General features: G+C 73.8%; 16 protein-coding genes, 4 pseudogenes and 1 riboswitch. Of the genes and pseudogenes, 9 read left to right on the top strand and 11 right to left on the bottom strand.

Annotated elements, in window-relative coordinates; translation table 11 throughout:
* Positions 1–21: 21 nt before the first annotated feature.
* Positions 22–408 (bottom strand): PPOX class F420-dependent oxidoreductase, encoded by a 387-nt coding sequence (locus AB0946_RS30315; protein ID WP_366763850.1) that lies wholly within the window; start codon positions 406–408, stop codon positions 22–24.
* Between the two features lie 187 nt (positions 409–595).
* Between AB0946_RS30315 and AB0946_RS30310 the strand changes: the two are divergent.
* The 4 genes and pseudogenes from AB0946_RS30310 to AB0946_RS30295 form a co-directional block, all read left to right on the top strand.
* Positions 596–1,000, top strand: a pseudogene (locus AB0946_RS30310) (hypothetical protein); the annotation flags it as partial.
* Positions 1,001–1,498: 498 nt separating this feature from the next.
* Positions 1,499–2,035 (top strand): annotated as a pseudogene (locus AB0946_RS30305) (hypothetical protein); the annotation flags it as partial.
* A gap of 88 nt (positions 2,036–2,123) precedes the next feature.
* On the top strand, positions 2,124–2,954 hold the full coding sequence (locus AB0946_RS30300; protein ID WP_366763849.1) for an SAM-dependent methyltransferase: 831 nt from the start codon (positions 2,124–2,126) through the stop codon (positions 2,952–2,954).
* 138 nt (positions 2,955–3,092) lie between these two features.
* Complete coding sequence (locus AB0946_RS30295; RefSeq protein WP_366763848.1) at positions 3,093–4,466, top strand: S1 family peptidase; 1,374 nt, start codon at positions 3,093–3,095, stop codon at positions 4,464–4,466.
* Between the two features lie 72 nt (positions 4,467–4,538).
* Here AB0946_RS30295 and AB0946_RS30290 read toward each other — a convergent pair whose 3' ends face one another.
* Together AB0946_RS30290 and AB0946_RS30285 are read right to left on the bottom strand one after the other, a co-directional pair.
* Entirely contained in the window at positions 4,539–4,724 is a 186-nt protein-coding gene (locus AB0946_RS30290; protein ID WP_171150422.1) for a hypothetical protein, read from the bottom strand.
* A gap of 156 nt (positions 4,725–4,880) precedes the next feature.
* On the bottom strand, positions 4,881–6,029 hold the full coding sequence (locus AB0946_RS30285; RefSeq protein ID WP_366763847.1) for an ROK family transcriptional regulator: 1,149 nt from the start codon (positions 6,027–6,029) through the stop codon (positions 4,881–4,883).
* 139 nt (positions 6,030–6,168) lie between these two features.
* Here AB0946_RS30285 and AB0946_RS30280 point away from each other — a divergent pair, with 139 nt between their 5' ends.
* Positions 6,169–7,371 carry a Gfo/Idh/MocA family oxidoreductase gene (locus AB0946_RS30280; RefSeq protein WP_366763846.1) on the top strand — a complete coding sequence of 401 codons (1,203 nt, stop codon included), beginning with the start codon at positions 6,169–6,171 and terminating at the stop codon, positions 7,369–7,371.
* 15 nt (positions 7,372–7,386) lie between these two features.
* On the opposite strand, the gene AB0946_RS30275 is transcribed toward AB0946_RS30280, so the two are convergent.
* Positions 7,387–8,082, bottom strand: a complete 696-nt coding sequence (locus AB0946_RS30275) for a L,D-transpeptidase (RefSeq protein WP_366763845.1) — start codon at positions 8,080–8,082, stop codon at positions 7,387–7,389.
* 201 nt (positions 8,083–8,283) lie between these two features.
* Between AB0946_RS30275 and AB0946_RS30270 the strand changes: the two genes are divergently transcribed.
* The gene (locus AB0946_RS30270; RefSeq protein ID WP_366763844.1) at positions 8,284–9,666 is read left to right on the top strand and encodes an aminotransferase class I/II-fold pyridoxal phosphate-dependent enzyme; all 1,383 of its coding nucleotides are present in this window, start codon (positions 8,284–8,286) and stop codon (positions 9,664–9,666) included.
* Positions 9,667–9,743: 77 nt separating this feature from the next.
* On the opposite strand, the gene AB0946_RS30265 is transcribed toward AB0946_RS30270, so the two are convergent.
* The 5 genes from AB0946_RS30265 to AB0946_RS30245 all read right to left on the bottom strand — a co-directional run bounded on the left by AB0946_RS30265 (position 9,744) and on the right by AB0946_RS30245 (position 13,822).
* Positions 9,744–10,535: an SDR family NAD(P)-dependent oxidoreductase gene (locus tag AB0946_RS30265; RefSeq protein ID WP_366763843.1), complete on the bottom strand. Its 792-nt coding sequence runs from the start codon at positions 10,533–10,535 to the stop codon at positions 9,744–9,746.
* A gap of 52 nt (positions 10,536–10,587) precedes the next feature.
* The gene (locus AB0946_RS30260; protein WP_366763842.1) at positions 10,588–11,502 is read right to left on the bottom strand and encodes an SDR family oxidoreductase; all 915 of its coding nucleotides are present in this window, start codon (positions 11,500–11,502) and stop codon (positions 10,588–10,590) included.
* Positions 11,503–11,622: 120 nt separating this feature from the next.
* Entirely contained in the window at positions 11,623–12,252 is a 630-nt protein-coding gene (locus tag AB0946_RS30255) for an MBL fold metallo-hydrolase (RefSeq protein WP_366763841.1), read from the bottom strand.
* Positions 12,252–13,340, bottom strand: a complete 1,089-nt coding sequence (locus AB0946_RS30250) for an S-(hydroxymethyl)mycothiol dehydrogenase (protein ID WP_366763840.1) — start codon at positions 13,338–13,340, stop codon at positions 12,252–12,254. Before AB0946_RS30250 ends, AB0946_RS30255 begins: the two co-directional genes overlap by 1 nt.
* Positions 13,341–13,519: 179 nt before the next feature.
* The gene (locus tag AB0946_RS30245; RefSeq protein WP_366763839.1) at positions 13,520–13,822 is read right to left on the bottom strand and encodes a hypothetical protein; all 303 of its coding nucleotides are present in this window, start codon (positions 13,820–13,822) and stop codon (positions 13,520–13,522) included.
* Between the two features lie 189 nt (positions 13,823–14,011).
* On the opposite strand from AB0946_RS30245, the gene AB0946_RS30240 reads away from it, so the two are divergent.
* Both AB0946_RS30240 and AB0946_RS30235 read left to right on the top strand, forming a co-directional pair.
* On the top strand, positions 14,012–14,377 hold the full coding sequence (locus tag AB0946_RS30240; RefSeq protein WP_366763838.1) for a nuclear transport factor 2 family protein: 366 nt from the start codon (positions 14,012–14,014) through the stop codon (positions 14,375–14,377).
* A gap of 74 nt (positions 14,378–14,451) precedes the next feature.
* Positions 14,452–14,532, top strand: a riboswitch (ZMP/ZTP riboswitch).
* Between the two features lie 26 nt (positions 14,533–14,558).
* Entirely contained in the window at positions 14,559–15,407 is an 849-nt protein-coding gene (locus AB0946_RS30235; protein ID WP_366763837.1) for a bifunctional 5,10-methylenetetrahydrofolate dehydrogenase/5,10-methenyltetrahydrofolate cyclohydrolase, read from the top strand.
* A gap of 839 nt (positions 15,408–16,246) precedes the next feature.
* Here AB0946_RS30235 and AB0946_RS30230 read toward each other — a convergent pair.
* Both AB0946_RS30230 and AB0946_RS30225 read right to left on the bottom strand, forming a co-directional pair.
* The gene (locus AB0946_RS30230) at positions 16,247–17,221 is read right to left on the bottom strand and encodes a CU044_5270 family protein (RefSeq protein ID WP_366763836.1); all 975 of its coding nucleotides are present in this window, start codon (positions 17,219–17,221) and stop codon (positions 16,247–16,249) included.
* A 208-nt stretch (positions 17,222–17,429) separates the two neighbouring features.
* Positions 17,430–17,927 (bottom strand): annotated as a pseudogene (locus tag AB0946_RS30225) (sigma-70 family RNA polymerase sigma factor); the annotation flags it as partial.
* Positions 17,928–18,033: 106 nt separating this feature from the next.
* Between AB0946_RS30225 and AB0946_RS30220 the strand changes: the two are divergent.
* Positions 18,034–18,213: pseudogene (locus tag AB0946_RS30220) on the top strand (cytochrome ubiquinol oxidase subunit I); the annotation flags it as partial.

The raw sequence follows: 18,213 nt of genomic DNA, 5'->3' as shown, positions 1-18,213 counted from the left end.
GACGCCGGTCCCGGGTGGCCCTCAGTCCCCGAGGGTCACCCGGAGGCCGACGGTGCCGTCCAGGCCGCGCCGGAGCCGGCTGCCCAGCAGGGTGAGTCGGCCGAGGAGGCCGTACTTGCGGGCGATCAGGGCCCGGTAGCGGGCGGTGGTGGCCGGGTCGGCGATCTCGGCGGTGGCCGGCACCTGGTCGCCGGTCGGGTTGCCGCGCACGTCGCACGGGCCGACGAGGACGTCCGGGCGGCGCCGGATCCGCTTGACCTTCCCGCTGCCGGCCGCCGTCCACGCCCCGAGCGTGCCGCCGTCCCGTACCACCCAGACCGGGGTCGCGACGGGCGTGCCGTTCTTCCGGTAGCTGGTCACCAGCAGGTACTTGCCGGACCCGAGCCGGTCGAGCCGCGTGTCGTCCATGCCCGCAGTGTAGGAGGCCGGCCCCTGCCCGGCGAAGCCCGGTGACACGTTCCGGCCCCTCGGCCGGGCGGTGCGTGCGGGATGCTGGTCGTGAGGCTCGGTCGGGACGAAGGGCTGTGACGTGGCGGGAGACGGAGTCGGCGGGACGTGGGAGCGGTGGGACGCGTCGGAGGGACGCGTCCGGGAGGTGGCCTGCGACGAGTCGGGGTCGGACGGGGAGAACCTGCTCGGCGGGAACACGGACGTGTTCGCGCACGCGAGCGTGGCCCTGCCGGTGGACGTCGCGGCGGAGTGCGTGCGCGAGATCCGGCACCGGATCCGTTCGCCCGCCGAGGAGTACAAGGCGAACCATCTGCTGCGCGAGAAGCACCGGGGGGTGCTGGTGTGGCTGCTGTCCCCCGGCGGTCCGATCCACGGGCGGGCCCACGTGCATCTGACGGAGAAGGCGTTCCTCGTGGTGGACCGGGTCGCCGGCCTGCTGCTCGGCGACCCGGCGGACGCCGTCCCCCTCTACCGGCAGGGGCCGGAGGTCTTCGGGGCCGACGCCTGGCGGACGTTCCTCGTGACCGCGAACGCGCTGCTCCGGGTCCGCGCGAACGCTCCGCGGGACACGGGCGGGGGCGGGGCCCCCGCGCCCGGAGAGGCGCCCTGCGCGGCCGGGGAGGGGTCGTCCGTCACCGGGGGCGAAGTACCCGACGGGGTCAGGGAAAGCGCCCCCGGAACCGGCGGAGCACCCCACACGGCCGGAAGGGACACCCCCGCGGGCGGCCCAGCACCCGGCACGACCAGGGAAGCCGCCCCCACGACCGGCCGAGCACCCCACACGGCCGGGAAGGGTGCCCACCCGAGCGGCCACACACCCGACGGGGGGAGGGAAGGCTCCCGCACGACCGGCCGGGCACCCCGCACCGCCGGGAACTACGCCCCTACGTCCGGCCAGGCATCCAACACGGCCAGGGAAAGCTCTCCCACGGCCGGACGAGCACCGCGCACGGCCAGGGAGAGCTCTCCCGCGGCCGGACGAGCACCCCGCACGGCCGGGGAAGGGTCCGCCACGGCCGGTCAGGCGGCCCTCGCGCCGGGTGACGCCTTCTTCGGGGCCGTCGACGCGCTCCTCCGGGCCGCTCCCGGGTCGGAGGCCGCCGGGGTGCTGCGCCGGCTCGCCGCGCAGCGGCAGCGGGCGGACGCCTACCGGGCGCGGATGCGGGTGGCACCGGCCCTCTTCCCGGTGCTCAATCCGCTGTTCCCCGCGCTGCGGCATACGGCCGCGCACTGGAGCGCCGACGGCCGGCCGGTCCTGCTCGTGCACGACCGGCAGAACGCGCTGACGCCGGGCCGGACCGCCCGCATCGTGCAGTCCGCCCGGCGGGACGGGATCGCCCTGCACGGGCTGCGGCTGGTCGACTCCCGGGACGACGCCCGGGTGCAGATCGCCGACTTCCTGGCCGGGATCGCCCGCCGGATCGCCTCCGACGAGCTGGCCGGCGCGGGTGACCCCGAGCTGACCGCGTGCCTGCGGCCGTACGTGGCGGCGGAGTCGGTGTGGGGCGACGCGCGCAGCTGGGCCCGGCTCGCTCCGGGCGGAGAAACCCCGGGCCGGGCGGCGGAGATCAACTCGGGCGTCTAGATTGCGTCTTGCACGGTGCAGTCCCCGTCAGGCGTCTTCGCCGGACACCCCCTCAGGCATCTCTTCAGGCACCCAGGAGCTGACCCACGTGACCGACAACCCGGCAGCCACCAACGACGTGGCCGCGTCGCTGCGCTCCCGCATCAACACCGGCCAGCCGCACACCGCCCGGATCTGGAACTACTGGCTCGGTGGCAAGGACAACTACGAGGTCGACCGCGCGGCGGGCGACCAGATCCGCCGGCTGCACCCGGGCATCGGGGAGTACGCGCGCGCCGACCGGCTGTTCCTGGGCCGCGCGGTGCGCCATCTGGTCGGTGAGGTGGGCATCCGGCAGTTCCTGGACATCGGCACCGGGCTGCCCACCGCCGACAACACGCACGAGGTGGCGCAGCGCATCGCGCCGGAGTCCCGGATCGTGTACGTCGACAACGACCCGCTCGTCCTCGCGCACGCGCGCGCCCTGCTGACCAGCACGCCGGAAGGCCGTACCGACTACCTGGACGAGGACCTGCGCAACGTCGACGCGATCCTCGAACACGCGGCGAAGACGCTGGACCTCACTCAGCCGGTGGCGCTGATGCTGCTCGGGGTGGTCATCTTCATCGGCGACGACGAGGACCCGTACGGCCTGGTACGGCAGTTGACGGACCGACTGCCGGCGGGCAGCCACCTGGTGCTGTCGCACACCGTGACCAGCCCGTCGATGCCGGACGTGGACGAGGCGGTGAAGTTCTGGAACGAGCACGGCACCCCGAAGCTGAAGCAGCGCACTCCCGAGGACGTGGCGCGGTTCTTCGACGGCCTGGAGTTGCTGGAGCCGGGAGTGGTGTCCTGCTCGCGGTGGCGCCCGGAGGACGGCGACGGGGCCGAGCCGGAGGAGGTCGCCATGTTCGGCGGGGTGGCGCGCAAGAACTGACCGCGCACGGGAGTTCACCGGCGCCGGTGAACGCCGTGGCTCCGGCCCCCGTATGGAGGAGCGGGCCCTCGACGATCCGGGGGCCTCGCGGTGCCGGTAGGGGCAGCGCGCGTTCGGGTTCGGCTTCGGGAGCCACGCATGCGGCACGCACGACGACGGGTCGTCCGGCGAGTGACACGGCTGGCGGCGGTCGGCGGACTCCTCCTGGGGGGCGCGATGGTCGCCCAGGCGGCCATGGCGAGCGAGACACCGCCCGCCGCCGCCAGACCGCTCGCCGCCACGGACGGCACCGGTGCCGCGCTGGTGGCACGGCTCGGCACGGCCCGTACGGCGGGCGACTGGATCGGCGCCGACGGGCGTACGGTCGTGGCGGTGACCGACCAGGCCGCGGCGCGGGAGGTGCGGCGGGCCGGGGCGGAGCCGAAGGTGGTGTCGCACAGCATGAACGAGCTGAAGTCGGCGACGGCGACGCTGCGTTCGGCTCCGCGCGTGCCGGGCACGGCGTGGGCGGTGGACTACCGGACCAACCGGGTCGTGGTGCGGGCGGACCGCACGGTGTCCGCCGGGGACTGGTCGCGGCTGACCCGGGTCGCCACGGGGATCGGCGGCTTCGTGCACATGGAGCGTACGAAGGGCACCTTCACCACACGGCTGAACGGCGCGCAGCCGATCCTGTCGACGGGCGGCCGCTGCTCGGCCGGGTTCAATGTCACCGACGGGCAGTCGGACTTCATCCTGACCGCCGGCCACTGCGGGCCCGCCGGGTCCACCTGGTTCGCCGACAACCAGGGGAACCAGCAGCTCGGCCGGACGGTGAACAGCTCCTTCCCGGGCAGTGACTTCTCGCTCGTGCAGTACGCCGGCGGCAAGGCCGGTGCGGGCGCCGACGTCGTCGCGATCGGCGGTGGCAAGGGGGTGCGGATCACGGGGGTCGCCGATCCGGCGGTGGGGCAGCGGGTGTTCCGCAGCGGCAGCACCAGCGGTCTGCGCGACGGCCAGGTCACGGCGCTGAACGCGACCGTCAACTACCCGGAGGGCACGGTCACCGGGCTCGTCGAGACCACCGTGTGCGCCGAACCGGGCGACAGCGGCGGCCCGTTGTTCTCCGAGGGCATCGCGCTCGGCGTCACCTCGGGCGGGAGCGGCGACTGCACGGCGGGCGGGACGACGTTCTTCCAGCCGGTGACCAAGGCGCTGACGGCGCTCGGGGTCCGGCTGATCGTGTCGGCGCAGAACGCGGGCGGCGCCCCGGGCGGCGCCTCCCCCGCGCCGGCGGCCTCGGCGGCCCAGGGCGCGATGGCGCCGAACGCGGCCTCGCCGGGCTCCTCGGCACCGGTCACGGGCGCGTCGCAGGGCAGCACTCTGCTGGCGCGGCTGACGGACACCCGGAACGTCGGGCCGGGGCTGCTGGTCATCGCGGGCAGTCTGATCGCACTGGTGGCGACCCGGTACATCCGGGCCGAGCAGGACCGCAAGGCGTATCAGCGGTACTACTCGGCGACGTGGGGCTGACGGGGGCCGGGGAAAGACGAGAAGGGCATCCGTGTGTTCACGGGTGCCCGGGACGGTTCGGCGCGGTGTGGCTCAGGCGGCCCGGTGCGGTCGCGGGGCCGCGGCGGCCCACTCCATCACGAGCCGCTGGTACTCCGCGCGCTGCTCGGTGGTCAGTGTCCCGCCCGACCGGCGCCACAGGGCCCGGATCTCCTCGTTGACCTCCGCGGCCGATCGCTCGGAGACGGCTTCAACAGTGGTGGACATGCTGTGAAGCATATGCCGATCGAGGTGAAGGCGCTGTGAGTAAGTGCGAGCGATACGGACATTTCGGACCGTGTTACTCATCACGTCAATGTGTCAATCGGAAGCGGGAATTCACTGTCCGCGCCCCTCGCCGTGCCGCTCTCCGGCCCACCCCCGGCTCATTCCGGCTCAGTCCCCGGTCCGGCCCAGCACCAGCACCTGGATGGCCAGCACGGCGGCGCCGCGCGCCCAGTCGTGGAAGTCGGACACCTTCGTCTCCAGGTCGACCGGGGCGGCCAGCGGGTGCCGGTGGGAGCGGATGGTGTCGCGGACCGTGTTCCCCGCCACGTCCATCAGGCCGACGCCCTCTCCGGCGAGCAGGATCTTCTGCGGCATCGCGAAGTTGGCGATCTGCGCGACCAGGGTGCCGAGGGCCCGGGCGGCCTCGTCGACGACCCGGGAGGACATGGGGTCGCCGGCGGCGGCACCGGCGAGGATCTCCTCGTAGCCGACGTCCCGGCCGGTGGCGGCGCGCACCTGGTAGCGGATGCTGGGGATGCTGAGCAACGACGTGGCGCTGCCGCGGGCGCCCTCGGGGGTGAGCGGGCCGTACGGGTCGATGATCCAGTACCGGCCGAAGCCGCGGTCCTCCTCGTCGTACGGCACCCGGCTGCCGCCGAGCACCAGCCCGTAGCCGATGCCGGCGCCGATGGTCAGCACGGCGAAGCGGTCGAGTCCCCGGCCCGCGCCGAACCAGGTCTCGGCCTCCACCAGGGCGGCGACGTCGTTCTCCACGACGACCGGCAGCCCGGTGCGCTCCCGCACGAGCGTGCCGAGCGGCACGTCCCGCCAGCCCAGGAAGGCCGACTCGCCGACCACCGCACGCTCGCGCACCCGTCCGCCGACGCCGATGCCGATGCCCGCGGGTGCGGGGTGGCGTCCGGCCAGTTCGGTGGCCATCTGCGCCAGCAGCGCGGCGACGACGTCCGGGTCGTGCGTGGTCAGCGGCCGGTCCAGCCGGCCGGTCACCTCGCTGCGCAGGCTGGTGACGACGCCGTAGACCCGGTCGGCGGTGATCTTGAACCCGAGGAAGGAGCGGGACCCGGCGACGATGTCGAGGGGCCGCGACGGCCGGCCCTGACGGTTCTCGCCCGCCCCGCCCGCCTCGGCGGCCTCCACCAGCAGCCCGGACTCGATGAGCGGTTTCGTGAGCCGGGTGAGGCTGCCCTGGGAGAGGCGCAGTCTGCGGGCCAGCTCGGTGCGGGACAGCGGGCCGTGCACGAGCACCTCGATGGCCACGGAACGCTCCGCGGGGCTCAGCGGCAGCCAGCTGGTCATGGCAGCGAACCTCTCTCTTTTCTTCCGGTACGGAAGTAACAGGGCCAGCATACGCGGGGGACACTGGCGGCCGAGCGGAGAGCGCCCAGTTCCGGCGTAGCCCTTGACGGTCAAATTATTCCGTGGCGAAAGTAACCACATGACCTTCTCCCTCGGCATCGTCGGCGCCGGACAGTTCTCCGGGCAGTTCGCCACCCTCTTCCACGCCCATCCCGGTGTCGGTGACGTCTACGTCACCGACCTGCTGCCCGAGCGGGCCGAGCGGCTCGTCGCCGCACAGGGGCTCGCGGGCACGTTCCCGTCGTACGAGGCGATGCTGGAGTCGCCGGCGGTCGACGCGGTGGCGGTCTTCACCCAGCGCTGGACCCACGGACCGCTGGTCCTCCAGGGACTGGCCGCGGGCAAGCACGTCTACTCGGCCGTCCCCATGGCGATCACCGTGGAGGAGATGGCCGCGATCATCGACGCGGTCCGGACCACCGGGCTGACGTACATGATGGGCGAGACCAGCCACTACCACCCGGCGACCGTGCACGCCCGCAACCAGATCGCGGCGGGTGCCTTCGGGCGGCTGTTCTACGCCGAGGGCGACTACGTCCACGACATGGACCTCGGGTTCTACGAGGCCTACCGGTACAGCGGCGGCGAGAACTGGAAGGCGACCGCCAGCTATCCCCCGCTGCTGTACCCGACGCACTCGGTGGGCGGGGTGCTCGGGGCCTGGCAGACGCACGCGGTGAGCGTGTCCGCGATCGGGGTGCGCGACGAGCGCGGCGACGGCGTCTTCGACCGTTCGGTCAGCCAGTTCGACAACGACGTGTCCAACGCGACCGCGCTGTTCGAGGTGGCGGGCGGCGGATCGTTCCGTACGAACGAGTTCCGGCGGGTCGGCTACCCCTCGCACATCCGCGAGTCCCGGTTCCGGTTCTTCGGGACGGAGGCCAGCATGGAACAACTGGCGACGGTGGCGCTGTGGCAGGACAAGAAGGGGGTCGAGGACATCAGCGAGCTGCTGGAGCCGAAGCCGACCCTGGCCCCCGACGACCCGTCGCTGGCGCACATCGCGCCGGAGCTGCGCGCGGCCTTCACCTCCGGCTCGGCGCCGGTGCACGACCGCTCACGGCTGCCCCGGGTGTTCGACCGGCTGCACAACGGGCACGAGGGCAGCCACCACTTCCTGGTGGACGACTTCGTCACCGCGGTCACCACGCGCACGCTGCCGCCGGTGAACGCGTGGGTGGCCGCCCGCTACACCCTGCCGGGCGTCATCGCGCACGAATCGGCACGGCAGGGCGGTGTCCGGCTGGAGATCCCCGACTTCGGGGACGCGCCGGAGGCGTGACCGGTCCCGGCTGGCTCAGGTGCCGGGCTTGCGGCCGTAGACGAAGACGTCGTCACCGTTCTTCAGCAGTGACCAGTACTTCTTGGCGGTCGTGGTGGTCATGTTGACGCAGCCGTGCGAACCGGGCGGGTTCCACATGCTCAGACCCACCGAGTGGAAGGCCTGGCCGCCGTCGAAGAACTGGCTGTACGGCATCGGCACGTTGTAGATGGTGGAGACGTGGTCGATGTCCCGCCAGTAGATCTTCTTCAGGCCGGTGCGGGTCTCGTAGCCGTCACGCCCGGTGCGCACCGGCACCGGGCCGTAGACGAGCCGGTTGCCGTCCTGGATCCAGCTGAGCTGGAGCGTGAGGTTCACGCAGGCGATGCGGCCCTTGTTCACCGGGCACTTGCCGTCCTTGTTCGGCTTGTTCCCGACGGCCTTCTGCTTGTTCATCAGGTCCATCACGCCCCAGGTGACGGGACCGGCGTAGCCGATGTTCGGCGTGATGCCGTGCTTGTTCTGGAAGGCCTGGATGGCCTTGCAGTCGGTGGCGGACTGCTTGCCGTCGACCGGCCGGCCCAGGAACTTCTCCACCTGCTTCTGGTACGGCCCCGTCCGCGTGGTGCAGCTCGCGGCCTGGGCCGGCGTCGCGGTGAACGCGAGCGCCAGCGGCGCCACCAGTCCCGTGACGCCCAGCGCGACCGCGCCTCGTCTGTGTATGACCCCCATGACGGCCTCTCCCCTTCCCCTTCGCCCGTCCCGTTCGCCCGGGCCTCCCCCGGTGCTCTCCAGCGCGATTCCCGCGATGTCGGACTACTAGACCCGGCCCGGCCGGGGATGGTTGTGGTTCCGGTCAGGCTGTGACGAAACGGTGAACTTCCGGTCGTACGGCGCCCCGGCCGGTGCGCGGTGACCCCTACGCTGCGACGCATGGACCCTGTTCTCGCCGACGACCTCGCCCGGCTCCCCGAACTGCTCCAGGCCGCCCGTGATCTCGCCGTCCGGGAGGCGGCGGGGCTCGCCGGGCGGCCGGTCGCCGCGCCCGGGCCGGCACCCGGGCGGGAGCCGCTCCCGGCCTCAGGCGTGGGCGGTGACGGGGCCCTCGCCCGGTTCGCCGAGCGCTGGGCGCCCGGTTTCTCCGGTTCCGCCGGTCCGCGCTACCTCGGCTTCGTCACCGGCGGCGCCACACCCGCGGCGGTCGCCGGTGACTGGCTGACCTCCGCCCTCGACCAGAACCTGTCCGGGGCGGGCGGCTCCTGGGCGCAGGAGCTGGAACGGGAGACGGTGGCGTGGCTGCGCGAGCTGTTCGGGCTCGGCGAGGCGCACAGCGGGGCGTTCGTGACGGGCGCGACCATGTCGAACGCGGTCGGTCTCGCGATCGGCAGGGAGTGGGCCGGCGAGCGGCTGGGCGTGGACGTCTCCCGGTCGGGCGCCGCCGCGCTGGGGCCGCTCGACGTGCTCTCCGGCAGCCCGCATTCCAGCATCGGGAAGGCGATGTCGGTGCTGGGCCTGGGCCGGGACCGGCTGCGGCGGGTGCCGCTGCTGCCCGGCGACCGGGAGGCCGTCGACGTGGCCGCGCTGGAGACGGCGCTGGCCGGGGCCGGCGGCCGGCCGGTGCTGGTCGTCGCGAACGCGGGCACCGTGAACACCGTCGACTTCGACGATCTGCGGGCCATCGCGGCGCTGAAGGAACGGTACGACTTCTGGCTGCACGTGGACGCGGCGTTCGGTGCCTTCGCCGCGCTCTCCCCGGAACACGCCGCGCTGGTCGACGGTCTCGACGCGGCCGACTCGGTCTGCGTGGACCTGCACAAGTGGCTGAACGTCCCCTATGACGCGGCCCTGCAGTTCACCCGGCGACGCGATCTGCAGGTGGCGGTGTTCCACAACGCCTCGCCGTACCTCGGCCTGCCCGGCACCGACCCCGACTTCCTGCATCTGACCCCGGAGAACTCGCGCCGGCTGCGCGCACTGCCGGCCTGGTTCTCGCTGGTGGCGTACGGGCGGGACGGACACCGGGAGGTCGTGGAGCGGAACGTGGCGCTGGCCCGCCGGCTCGGCGCGGGCGTCGACGCGCTGCCGGGTCTCACCCTGCTGGCTCCGGTCCGGCTCAACGTCGTGTGCTTCACCCTCGCCACGGACCCGTCGGCAAAACGGGTGGCGGCGCTGGCCCGGGCGGTCGCCGAGTCCGGGGAGGCGTACGTGACGCCGACGGTGTACGGCGGGGTGCCCGGGCTGCGCGCCGCGTTCAGCAACTGGCGCACCACCGAGGCCGACACGGACCGGGTGCTCGCCGTGCTGGCCGCGGCCTAGGGTCTTCCGTCGGGATCAGGCCGGACCAGGGCCCGCGAGCCCGGCATGATCCGAACGAGTGGGCCTGGCGCTGACGGTCAGGAGGTGTGCCGGACGGCCGCGCGGAAGCCGGTGTTGACGGCGGTGAGACCGCCGTCGACGACGAGGGAGGTCCCGGTGATCCAGGCGGCGTCGCGCGAGGCGAGGAAGGCGACGGCGGCGGCGACGTCCTCCGGCTCGCCGACCCGGCCGAGCGGGTACAGGGGGCGGACCGCGTCGAGTTCGTCCTCGCGCCCTTCCCACGCCGAGGTGCGGACCGTGCCCGGCACGACCAGGTTGACCCGCACGCCCCGGGGCGCCGCGTGCCCGGCGAGGGTACGGGTGAGCGAGCCGAGGCCGGCCTTGGCGGCGCTGTAGCCGTGGTTGCCGAAGTCCTGCGCGCCGTTGACGGAGCCGATGCTGACGATCGCGCCGCGTCCGGAGGCGGCGAGGTGCGGCAGGGCGGCACGGCAGCAGCGGTAGGCGCCGGTGAGGGTGATGTCGAGGTCGCGCGCCCAGACCTCCTCGGGGTCGTCCTCGAACAGGGCTGTGTCCGCGGTGCAGTGGGCGGCGCTGTTGACCAGCACGTCGAGCGAGCCGAACGCGGTGACGGCGCGGGAGACGGCCGCCTCGACGGCGGCGCGGTCGGCCACGTCACAGGCGAACGCCTCGGCGGCGAGGCCCTGGCGGCGCAGCGCGGAGGCGGTCCTCTCCGCCTCGGGCAGGTCCCGGTCGGTGACGAGCACCCGGCCGCCCTCCTCGGCGAGCCGCCGGGCGACGGCCGCGCCGATGCCGCGGGCGCCGCCCGTGACGAGAACTCCGTGTCCTGCGAAGCGAGTCGGATCAGTCATGGGCCGACGGTACGGCCACCCGGGCGCGCTTTCACCGGTCCGGCGCCCGGTTTCACCGGTAGCCGGTGACGTCCGCCGGCTTGCCCGCGTCCTGCACCTCGGCCAGGTACCGCCAGGCGTCCGGCCGGCTGCCGTCGAGGTCGGTGAAGCCGTACACCCGGGCGAGGCCGCCGCTGGACAGCGACCGGCCGTTGAACCGGGCCACGTCCGGATCGGCGGCCAGGGCGGCGACGGCCCGGCCGGTGAAGCGGGGGGTCTCGGAGATGGCGAAGTGGGGTTCGCGCGCCAGGGCGTCCCGCCAGTTCTCCTCGCGGACGCCGTACGCGTCGAGCATGATCTCGGAGCGCATCCAGCCCGGGGTGAGGGCGACGGCGGTGGCACCGCGCGGGCCGAGTTCGTGGCCGAGGGCGAAGGCCATGCGCAGGACGGAGGTCTTGGCGAGGTCGTAGAAGAAGTTCACCCGGTAGGTGCCGCGGTTGTACTCGGCGGTGCCGTCGGTGACCTCCACGACCAGGCCGCCGGGGTGCCGCAGCAGCAGCGGCAGGGCGTAGTGGCTGGTCACGGCGTGGGTCTCGACCGCGAGGCGGAGCAGGCGGAGCCCGTTGCCGAGGTCGTGCTCCCACACGGGGGTGTCCCACTCGAAGAGGTTCTCACCGCCCCAGATGTCGTTGACGAGGACGTCGAGGCGGCCCCGCTCGGCCGCGACGCGGTCCACCAGGCCGCGCACGGCGGTCTTGTCGAGGTGGTCGGTGGCCACGGCGATGCCCTGCCCGCCGGCCGCGGTGACGAGGTCGGCGGTGTCCTCGACGGTCTCGGGCCGGTCGTACTCCGAGCGGCGGGCGCGGGTGGTGCGGCCGGTGACGTAGACGGTGGCGCCGGCCGCGCCGAGTTCCACGGCGATGCCGCGCCCGGCGCCCCGGGTCGCCCCGGCGACCAGCGCCACCCTGCCTTCCAGCGGTCCTGACATGTCCGGCCTCCCGTGCGGTACGACTGCGGTGCGACTGCTGTCGCCGCCCACTGTCGCCGGGAAGCCGGACATCTTCTGTCGGCTTTTACGCCGAGCCCTGCGACGTGCCGGCGGCCGGGCTCAGTGGCCGCGGGTGATCCACTCCTCCAGGTGGGGGGCCTCGTCGCCGATGGTGGTGCCGTCCCCGTGCCCGGTGAGGACCTTGGTCTCCGGCGGGAGCGTGAGGAGGCGGTCGCGCAGGGAGTCGATGATGGTCGGGAAGTGCGAGTAGGAGCGCCCGGTCGCTCCGGGGCCGCCCTTGAAGAGGGTGTCGCCCGTGAACACGGTGCCGAGGCCCGGGTCGTACAGGCAGACGGCACCGGGGGCGTGCCCCGGGGTGTGCAGGACGGTGAGGTCGGCGCCGGCGGCCTCGATGACCTGGCCGTCGACGAGGTGCCGGTCGGGGTCCCGGTGCGGGTGGGTCTGCTTCCACAGGGCCAGGTCGTCGGGGTGCAGCCAGATCGTGGCGCCGGTGAGGTCGGCGAGTTCCGGTGCCGCGTTGACGTGGTCGTTGTGGGCGTGCGTGCACACGATGGCGGTCAGGCGCCGGTCGCCGACTGCGCCGGCGATGGCCTGGGCGTCGTGGGCGGCGTCGATGACGATCACCTCGCGGTCGTCGCCGACGATCCAGACGTTGTTCTCCACGTCCCAGGTGCCGCCGTCCAGGGTGAACTGGCCGGAGGTGACGAGGCGTTCGATGCGCGCGGTCATCACAGCACCACCACCGAACGCAGCACGTCACCGTGGTGCATCCGCTCGAACGCCTGCTCCACCTGGTCCAGTTGGATCGTCTCGGTGACGAACGCGTCGAGCGGCAGGCGACCCTGGAGGTGGAGGTCGATCAGCATGGGGAAGTCCCGGCTGGGCAGGCAGTCGCCGTACCAGGAGGACTTCAGGGCACCACCGCGGCCGAAGACGTCCAGCAGCGGCAGTTCGAGCTTCATCTCGGGAGTGGGGACGCCGACGAGGACGACGGTGCCGGCCAGGTCACGGCCGTAGAAGGCCTGCTTGTACGTCTCCGGGCGGCCGACGGCCTCGATGACGACGTCGGCGCCGAAGCCTCCGGTCAGCTCGCGGATCGCCTCGACCGGGTCGCTCTCCTTGGAGTTGACGGTGTGGGTGGCGCCCAGCGTGCGGGCCTTCTCCAGCTTGCGGTCGTCGATGTCCACCGCGATGATCTTCGCCGCTCCGGCCAGGTTCGACCCGGCGATCGCCGCGCCGCCGACACCGCCGCAGCCGATGACGGCGACCGAGTCGCCCCGGCCGACGTTCCCGGTGTTGATCGCCGCGCCGATACCGGCCATCACCCCGCAGCCGAGGAGGCCCGCGACCGCCGGGGAGACGGCCGGGTCGACCTTGGTGCACTGGCCGGCCGCGACGAGCGTCTTCTCGGCGAAGGCGCCGATCCCGAGCGCCGGGGACAGTTCCTGGCCGGTGGCGGCGAGGGTCATCTTCTGCCGCGCGTTGTGGGTGTTGAAGCAGTACCAGGGCCGACCGCGCAGACAGGCCCGGCACTGCCCGCACACCGCGCGCCAGTTGAGGATCACGAAGTCGCCGGGGGCGACGTCGGTGACGCCCTCGCCGACCGACTCCACGACTCCGGCGGCCTCGTGGCCGAGCAGGAAGGGGAAGTCGTCCGAGATGCCACCCTGCTTGTAGTGCAGATCGGTATGGCAGACCCCGCAGGCCTGGACGCGTACGACGGCCTCGCCGGGCCCCGGGTCCGGCACCACGATCGTCTCGATCCGTACGGCCTCGTCCTTGCCCGGTGCGATCACGCCGCGGACTTCCTGCGCCATGGTCTGGTTCCTTCCTTCGTTTGCCTTCGCCGCCGACACTACGCGCGACCGGTCGGTGGCGGGACGGGCCACGAGGAGGCGGGTGGATCTTTCCCACCTCCCGCGGGCGCGTCGACCGGCGGGCCCGGACAGCGGTCAGGGCCGCCCCGGCGGGACGGCCCTCGTACCGGCGGGCGGGATCAGTGGACGGCGCCGGCCAGACCGAGCAGCGGCGCGGCGGGCGCGAGGACCTGCTCCACCTGGTTGAGCTGGTTGAGCTCCCGGAGGTGCTTCAGCTCCTGCACCTGTTCGCTGACCCGCGGCACCTGGGCCCGCTGCTCCGCCGGGAGGTCACTGACCGCGAGCGAGTCGAGCGCGCTCAGCGCGCCGAGCTTCCCGACGAGCGGTGCGCCGGCGCCGGCCGCGGTCGCCTGGGGTACGGCGAGGCCGGCGATCCCGGCGGCCAGACCGACGGCGGCGGCGATACGTCGTGTTGAGATCATGCCATCAGCAACGGCGACGGGCCCCGGGCGGACACGGGCGGCGGGCCACGCTCACCCGGGAGGTGGAGCGCGCGGCCGGGCTTGCCGGGGCCGCCGGGGCGGAGGAGTCTCGGAGGTGGGCCCGTGCGGCCCGCTCCTGGCCGGACCGCACGGGCGCCTGGACCACACGGGCACCTGAAGGAGGTCACCATGGGTACCGCGGCGGGGTCCGCCTTCGACACCGACACACTGCGCCGGGCCATCGAGGGCAACACCGGCAACAACCTTCTGTCGCTCTACGCGGACGACGCGGAGATCCGCATCGTCGACCGCAACAACCAGCCCAGTCACCCCACGGTCCTGCACGGCCGGAGCCAGATCGCCGAACTGCTGGACGACGTCTACAGCCGCGACATGACGCACAGGCTGGACCGGTGCGTCGTCCAGGGCGACCACGCGGCGTACTGCGAGTCCTGCGAGTACGGGGACGGCACCCGGGTCCTCGCCGAGTCGATGGTCACCCTGCGGGACGGCAAGATCTCGGATCAGCTGATCATCCAGGCCTGGGACGAGTAGTCCCGGCCGGGTACGGCGGGAGCGGAAGGAGGCCGAGCGGGGTCGGGAGCCCCCACGCACCCTCGGTTACGCTGTACGCGGGCCGTGACTGGCGCTGAGGTGGAGCACCACCGGGGAGCGGTCCGCGCTGGTTGCCGCGCGCCTGGGCGAGGAGAGCCGATCCAGCCCAGGAGTGTGCAGCATGACCCAGGCCCGTCTGATGGACGGCACCGCGCCCGCCCGCCGCATCGTCGAGGACACCGCGGAGAAGGCCGCCGCCCTCACCGAACGCACCGGTACCGCGCCGTGTCTGGCGACCGTGCTGGTCGGCGAGGACCCGGCGTCCGTGACGTACGTCCGGATGAAGCAGAACCGCAGCCGCAAGGCCGGCATCGAGTCCCGCCACGTCGCCCTGCCCGCGGCCACCACGACCGGTGAACTCGTCGCGACCCTGCGGGAGTTGTCGGCCGATCCGGGGGTGCACGGCATCCTGCTCCAGCACCCGGTGGGCGATCACATCGACGAGCGGGCCGCGTTCGAGGCGATCGCGCCCGAGAAGGACGTCGACGGTGTCACCTTCGCGTCGTTCGCCGCGATGAGCTTCGGGCTGCCGGGGTTCGTCTCCGCCACGCCGGGCGGCATCCTGCGGCTGCTCGACGAGTACGGGGTCGACCCGGCCGGGAAGCGGGCCGTGGTGGTCGGCCGCAGCGCGATCCTCGGCAGGCCGGTGGGCATGCTGCTGCTCGCCCGGGACGCGACCGTCACCTACTGCCACTCGCGCACCCGCGAGCTGTCGGCCGTGGTCCGCGAGGCCGACATCGTGGTGGCCGCGGTCGGCCGGCCGCGGCTGATCCGGGGGCAGGACGTCAAGCCGGGCGCGGTCGTCGTCGACGCGGGCTACAACCCGGGGAACGTCGGCGACGTCGACTTCGACTCGGCCGTGGAGCGGGCCTCGCTGATCACCCCGGTACCGGGCGGCGTCGGCCCGATGACGATCGCCACGCTCCTGAGCCAGACGGTGACGGCCGCCGCCCGGCAGCTGGGGGTGTAGGGGCAACGGAGCCGGTCCGGACGGCACGGACCCCCACCGGGAGGCGGCGCCGAGCAACACCGGACGGCGTGGCCGGGCCGGAGGGGGCACGGTTCCCCACCGGGAGGCGGCGCCGAGCAACACCGGACAGCGAGGGCGGGGCCGGGGGCACGGTTCCCCGCCAGGAGGCGGTGCCGAGCGACACCGGACGGCGCGAGCCAGGCCGGGGGGCCGGGAACACCGAGAGGCGGCGCCGACAGCGCCAGGCGGCTGGGCTGACCCGGGTGGCACGAGGCGCCGCCGGCCACCACCGAGCGACCGGCCGGCGCGCCCACGCCCCACGGCGCACCGCCGGCGTGGCCGAGCACCACCGAACGGGCCGCTCAGCGCCGCACGTCAAGGGCCACCGCCAAGCGCCGCCGAACAGGTGGCGGGCCACCGCCAGACGTCGCCGACCCCCGCCGAACAGCCCCAGGCGGCGGTCGCTGCCACGGCCTGCCGAACAGGTGGCGGGCCAACGCCGGGCAGCGCCAACGCCGCTCAGCGCCGCACGTCAAGGGCCACCGCCAAGCGCCGCCGAACAGGTGGCGGGCCACCGGCGGGCGTTACCGACCCCCGCCGAACCGCCGGTCAGCACCACCACACGGGCCACTGCCAAGCATCACCGGACAACCCCAGGCGGCGGTCACTGCCACGCCCTGCCGAACAGGTGGCGGGCCACCGCCGGGCAGCGCCGCACGGCACACGGCACAGCACCAGGCGTGCCCGCACCCCCAACGGCGGCGGGTCACCGCGAGGCGTCACCGGTCAGCGCCGCACGGCACGCGGCATCAGCAGGCGTCGCCAGGCACCGCTCGCGGTCACCGCAGCCAGGCGCTGTAGTCCATGACGTCCCCGGCCTTGACGCCGTACTCGGGGGCGTCGCGGGTGAAGGTCGTCTCCAGGCCGAGGACGGTGCCGGTGCGCGGGTCGAGGATCAGCATCCGCCGGCTGCCCTCGCCCTCGTACACGTACGCCTGCCCCGGGCGGCCGAGGCGGTCGGTCACCGGTCCCACGGCCCGCAGTCCCTTGGCGTCCGCGAGGACCCTGACCAGCGCCGCCGACTCGCGGGCGCCCAGGGTCCAGTGGTCCAGCAGCTCCGCGACGGCGTCGAGGAGCCGGGGGGTGCGCAGGGAGTCGGTACGGACGGTCTCGGCGAGGTAGGCGCGCAGGGCGGCCGGGGTGTGCGGCGGTGGCGCCTCGGGCGGGGCGTCGCTCCAGCTCGGCGGGTAGGTGGCCCGGCTGAGGACGTGGTCGTCGGCCACCACGCGGGGGTCTCCGCCCTCGTCGGTGAGGACCGGGCGGCCCGGGCGGCGCGGGTCGGTGGCCACGACCAGCTCGGTGTGGCTGTGGTCCGCGCGCCAGCGCACGACCCGCTCCTCGGGCAGGGTGACGGGCGGTTCGCCGTCGGCCATGCTCAGGCTCCACGCCTGCACGTGCGTGCCCTTGCGCAGGCGCGGCGAGCCGTCGGCGGCGGCGGTCGCGGCCAGTTCGGCCAGCTGCGGCAGCGGGACGGGCGGGGAGTCGGCACGCACGGCCAGCGGCCGGGGCGCGGCGAGGGCCGGCTGGGTGTTCGGCCCGCCGACCAGCGCGGCGAGGGCGGTCGCCAGGACGACGCCCGTGGCCGCGAGACCCCACAGCAGCCGGGCGCGGGGGGCGCGGCGCGGCGCGCGGGGCTGACCCTGCAGCCGCTCCAGCCGCCACTCGGCGCGCTGGTCCAGGGGCCCGTCGCCGAAGTGCGGCCCGTCGTCCGGTACGGGGTTGGCGCGCCGGAGGAGTTCGAGTTCGTCAGGCATGTCGGGGGTCCTTGCGCAGCGTTGCGTCGGTGGTGGGCGCGGGACGGGAGGTCCGCCGCCCGGGACCGGCGTCACCGCCGGGCATCGGTCCGCCCGGGGACACCGTGGGCAGCGCTTCGAGCGACGGTTCCTTGGAGGACACCTCGGCCAGTGCCTCGGGCGACGGTGCCGCAGGACTCGGGCGCGGCCCGGTCTGCGGTGCCGCAGGGCTCAGGCGGTCGATCTGCGTGCGCAGGCGGCGGCGGGCGCGGTGGAGGCGCATGGCCGCCGCGCGGCGTCCGCAGCCGAGGGCGACCGCGATCTCGTCGGCGCCGAGTTCCTCCCAGGCGGCGAGGCGCAGTATCTCCTGGTCGGCCGGGGACAGCCGGTCCAACGCCTCGTGCACCCAGGCGCCCGGCGCCTCCGCGTCGGGGCCCGTCGCGATGTGCCGGCCGTGCGCGGCCTCGTCGTTGCCGAGCCGGTCCACCAGCCGGCGCCGGCGCCCGTAGCCGCGTACCGCGTTGGCCAGGCAGTTCCGGGCCACCCCGTACAGCCAGGGCAGCGGCGCGGCCGGCAGGTCGGCCCGGCGTCGCCAGGCGACCGTGAACACCTCCGCCACCACTTCCTCCACCTCGTCGGTCCGCCCCTGAAGCCGCCTGGCGACATAACGGCTGACCGCCCAGTAGTGCTCGCGATAGGCAGCGGCGAAGATCTCGTCGTTGCTCATGCCCGGTCCGTGTCCGGCACCGCCCGGATCGTCACACCCTCCTCCCGTGATGTTCCTCGCGTCCCCCGAGTGTGACCTGCGGGCGGGGCGCGGACACAGGCGGGGCGTGAAGAGGATCCGAGACACCAGAGCCGTGCAGTGGCTCATCACCACCGATCACAAGACGATCGGCACGCTGTACCTGGTCACAGCGTTCGCGTTCTTCCTGATCGGTGGCGTGATGGCGCTGCTCATGCGCGCCGAGCTGGCCCGGCCGGGCCTGCAGATCATGTCGAACGAGCAGTTC

It is taken from the genome of Streptomyces sp. NPDC046870 (genome assembly GCF_040704595.1).
In the GTDB taxonomy this organism is placed as follows: Bacteria; Actinomycetota; Actinomycetes; order Streptomycetales; family Streptomycetaceae; genus Streptomyces; species Streptomyces argyrophylli.
Note: the sequence above shows the minus strand (reverse complement) of the source record. Positions and strands in the feature narration are given on the sequence as shown.

Coding starts and splice junctions, on each gene's coding strand:
- AB0946_RS30315 (WP_366763850.1), bottom strand. CDS start 408: ATGGACGACACGCGGCTCGACCGGCTCGGGTCCGGCAAGTACCTGCTG.
- AB0946_RS30295 (WP_366763848.1), top strand. CDS start 3,093: ATGCGGCACGCACGACGACGGGTCGTCCGGCGAGTGACACGGCTGGCG.
- AB0946_RS30290 (WP_171150422.1), bottom strand. CDS start 4,724: ATGCTTCACAGCATGTCCACCACTGTTGAAGCCGTCTCCGAGCGATCG.
- AB0946_RS30285 (WP_366763847.1), bottom strand. CDS start 6,029: ATGACCAGCTGGCTGCCGCTGAGCCCCGCGGAGCGTTCCGTGGCCATC.
- AB0946_RS30280 (WP_366763846.1), top strand. CDS start 6,169: ATGACCTTCTCCCTCGGCATCGTCGGCGCCGGACAGTTCTCCGGGCAG.
- AB0946_RS30275 (WP_366763845.1), bottom strand. CDS start 8,082: ATGGGGGTCATACACAGACGAGGCGCGGTCGCGCTGGGCGTCACGGGA.
- AB0946_RS30270 (WP_366763844.1), top strand. CDS start 8,284: ATGGACCCTGTTCTCGCCGACGACCTCGCCCGGCTCCCCGAACTGCTC.
- AB0946_RS30265 (WP_366763843.1), bottom strand. CDS start 10,535: ATGACTGATCCGACTCGCTTCGCAGGACACGGAGTTCTCGTCACGGGC.
- AB0946_RS30260 (WP_366763842.1), bottom strand. CDS start 11,502: ATGTCAGGACCGCTGGAAGGCAGGGTGGCGCTGGTCGCCGGGGCGACC.
- AB0946_RS30255 (WP_366763841.1), bottom strand. CDS start 12,252: ATGACCGCGCGCATCGAACGCCTCGTCACCTCCGGCCAGTTCACCCTG.
- AB0946_RS30250 (WP_366763840.1), bottom strand. CDS start 13,340: ATGGCGCAGGAAGTCCGCGGCGTGATCGCACCGGGCAAGGACGAGGCC.
- AB0946_RS30245 (WP_366763839.1), bottom strand. CDS start 13,822: ATGATCTCAACACGACGTATCGCCGCCGCCGTCGGTCTGGCCGCCGGG.
- AB0946_RS30240 (WP_366763838.1), top strand. CDS start 14,012: ATGGGTACCGCGGCGGGGTCCGCCTTCGACACCGACACACTGCGCCGG.
- AB0946_RS30235 (WP_366763837.1), top strand. CDS start 14,559: ATGACCCAGGCCCGTCTGATGGACGGCACCGCGCCCGCCCGCCGCATC.
- AB0946_RS30230 (WP_366763836.1), bottom strand. CDS start 17,221: ATGCCTGACGAACTCGAACTCCTCCGGCGCGCCAACCCCGTACCGGAC.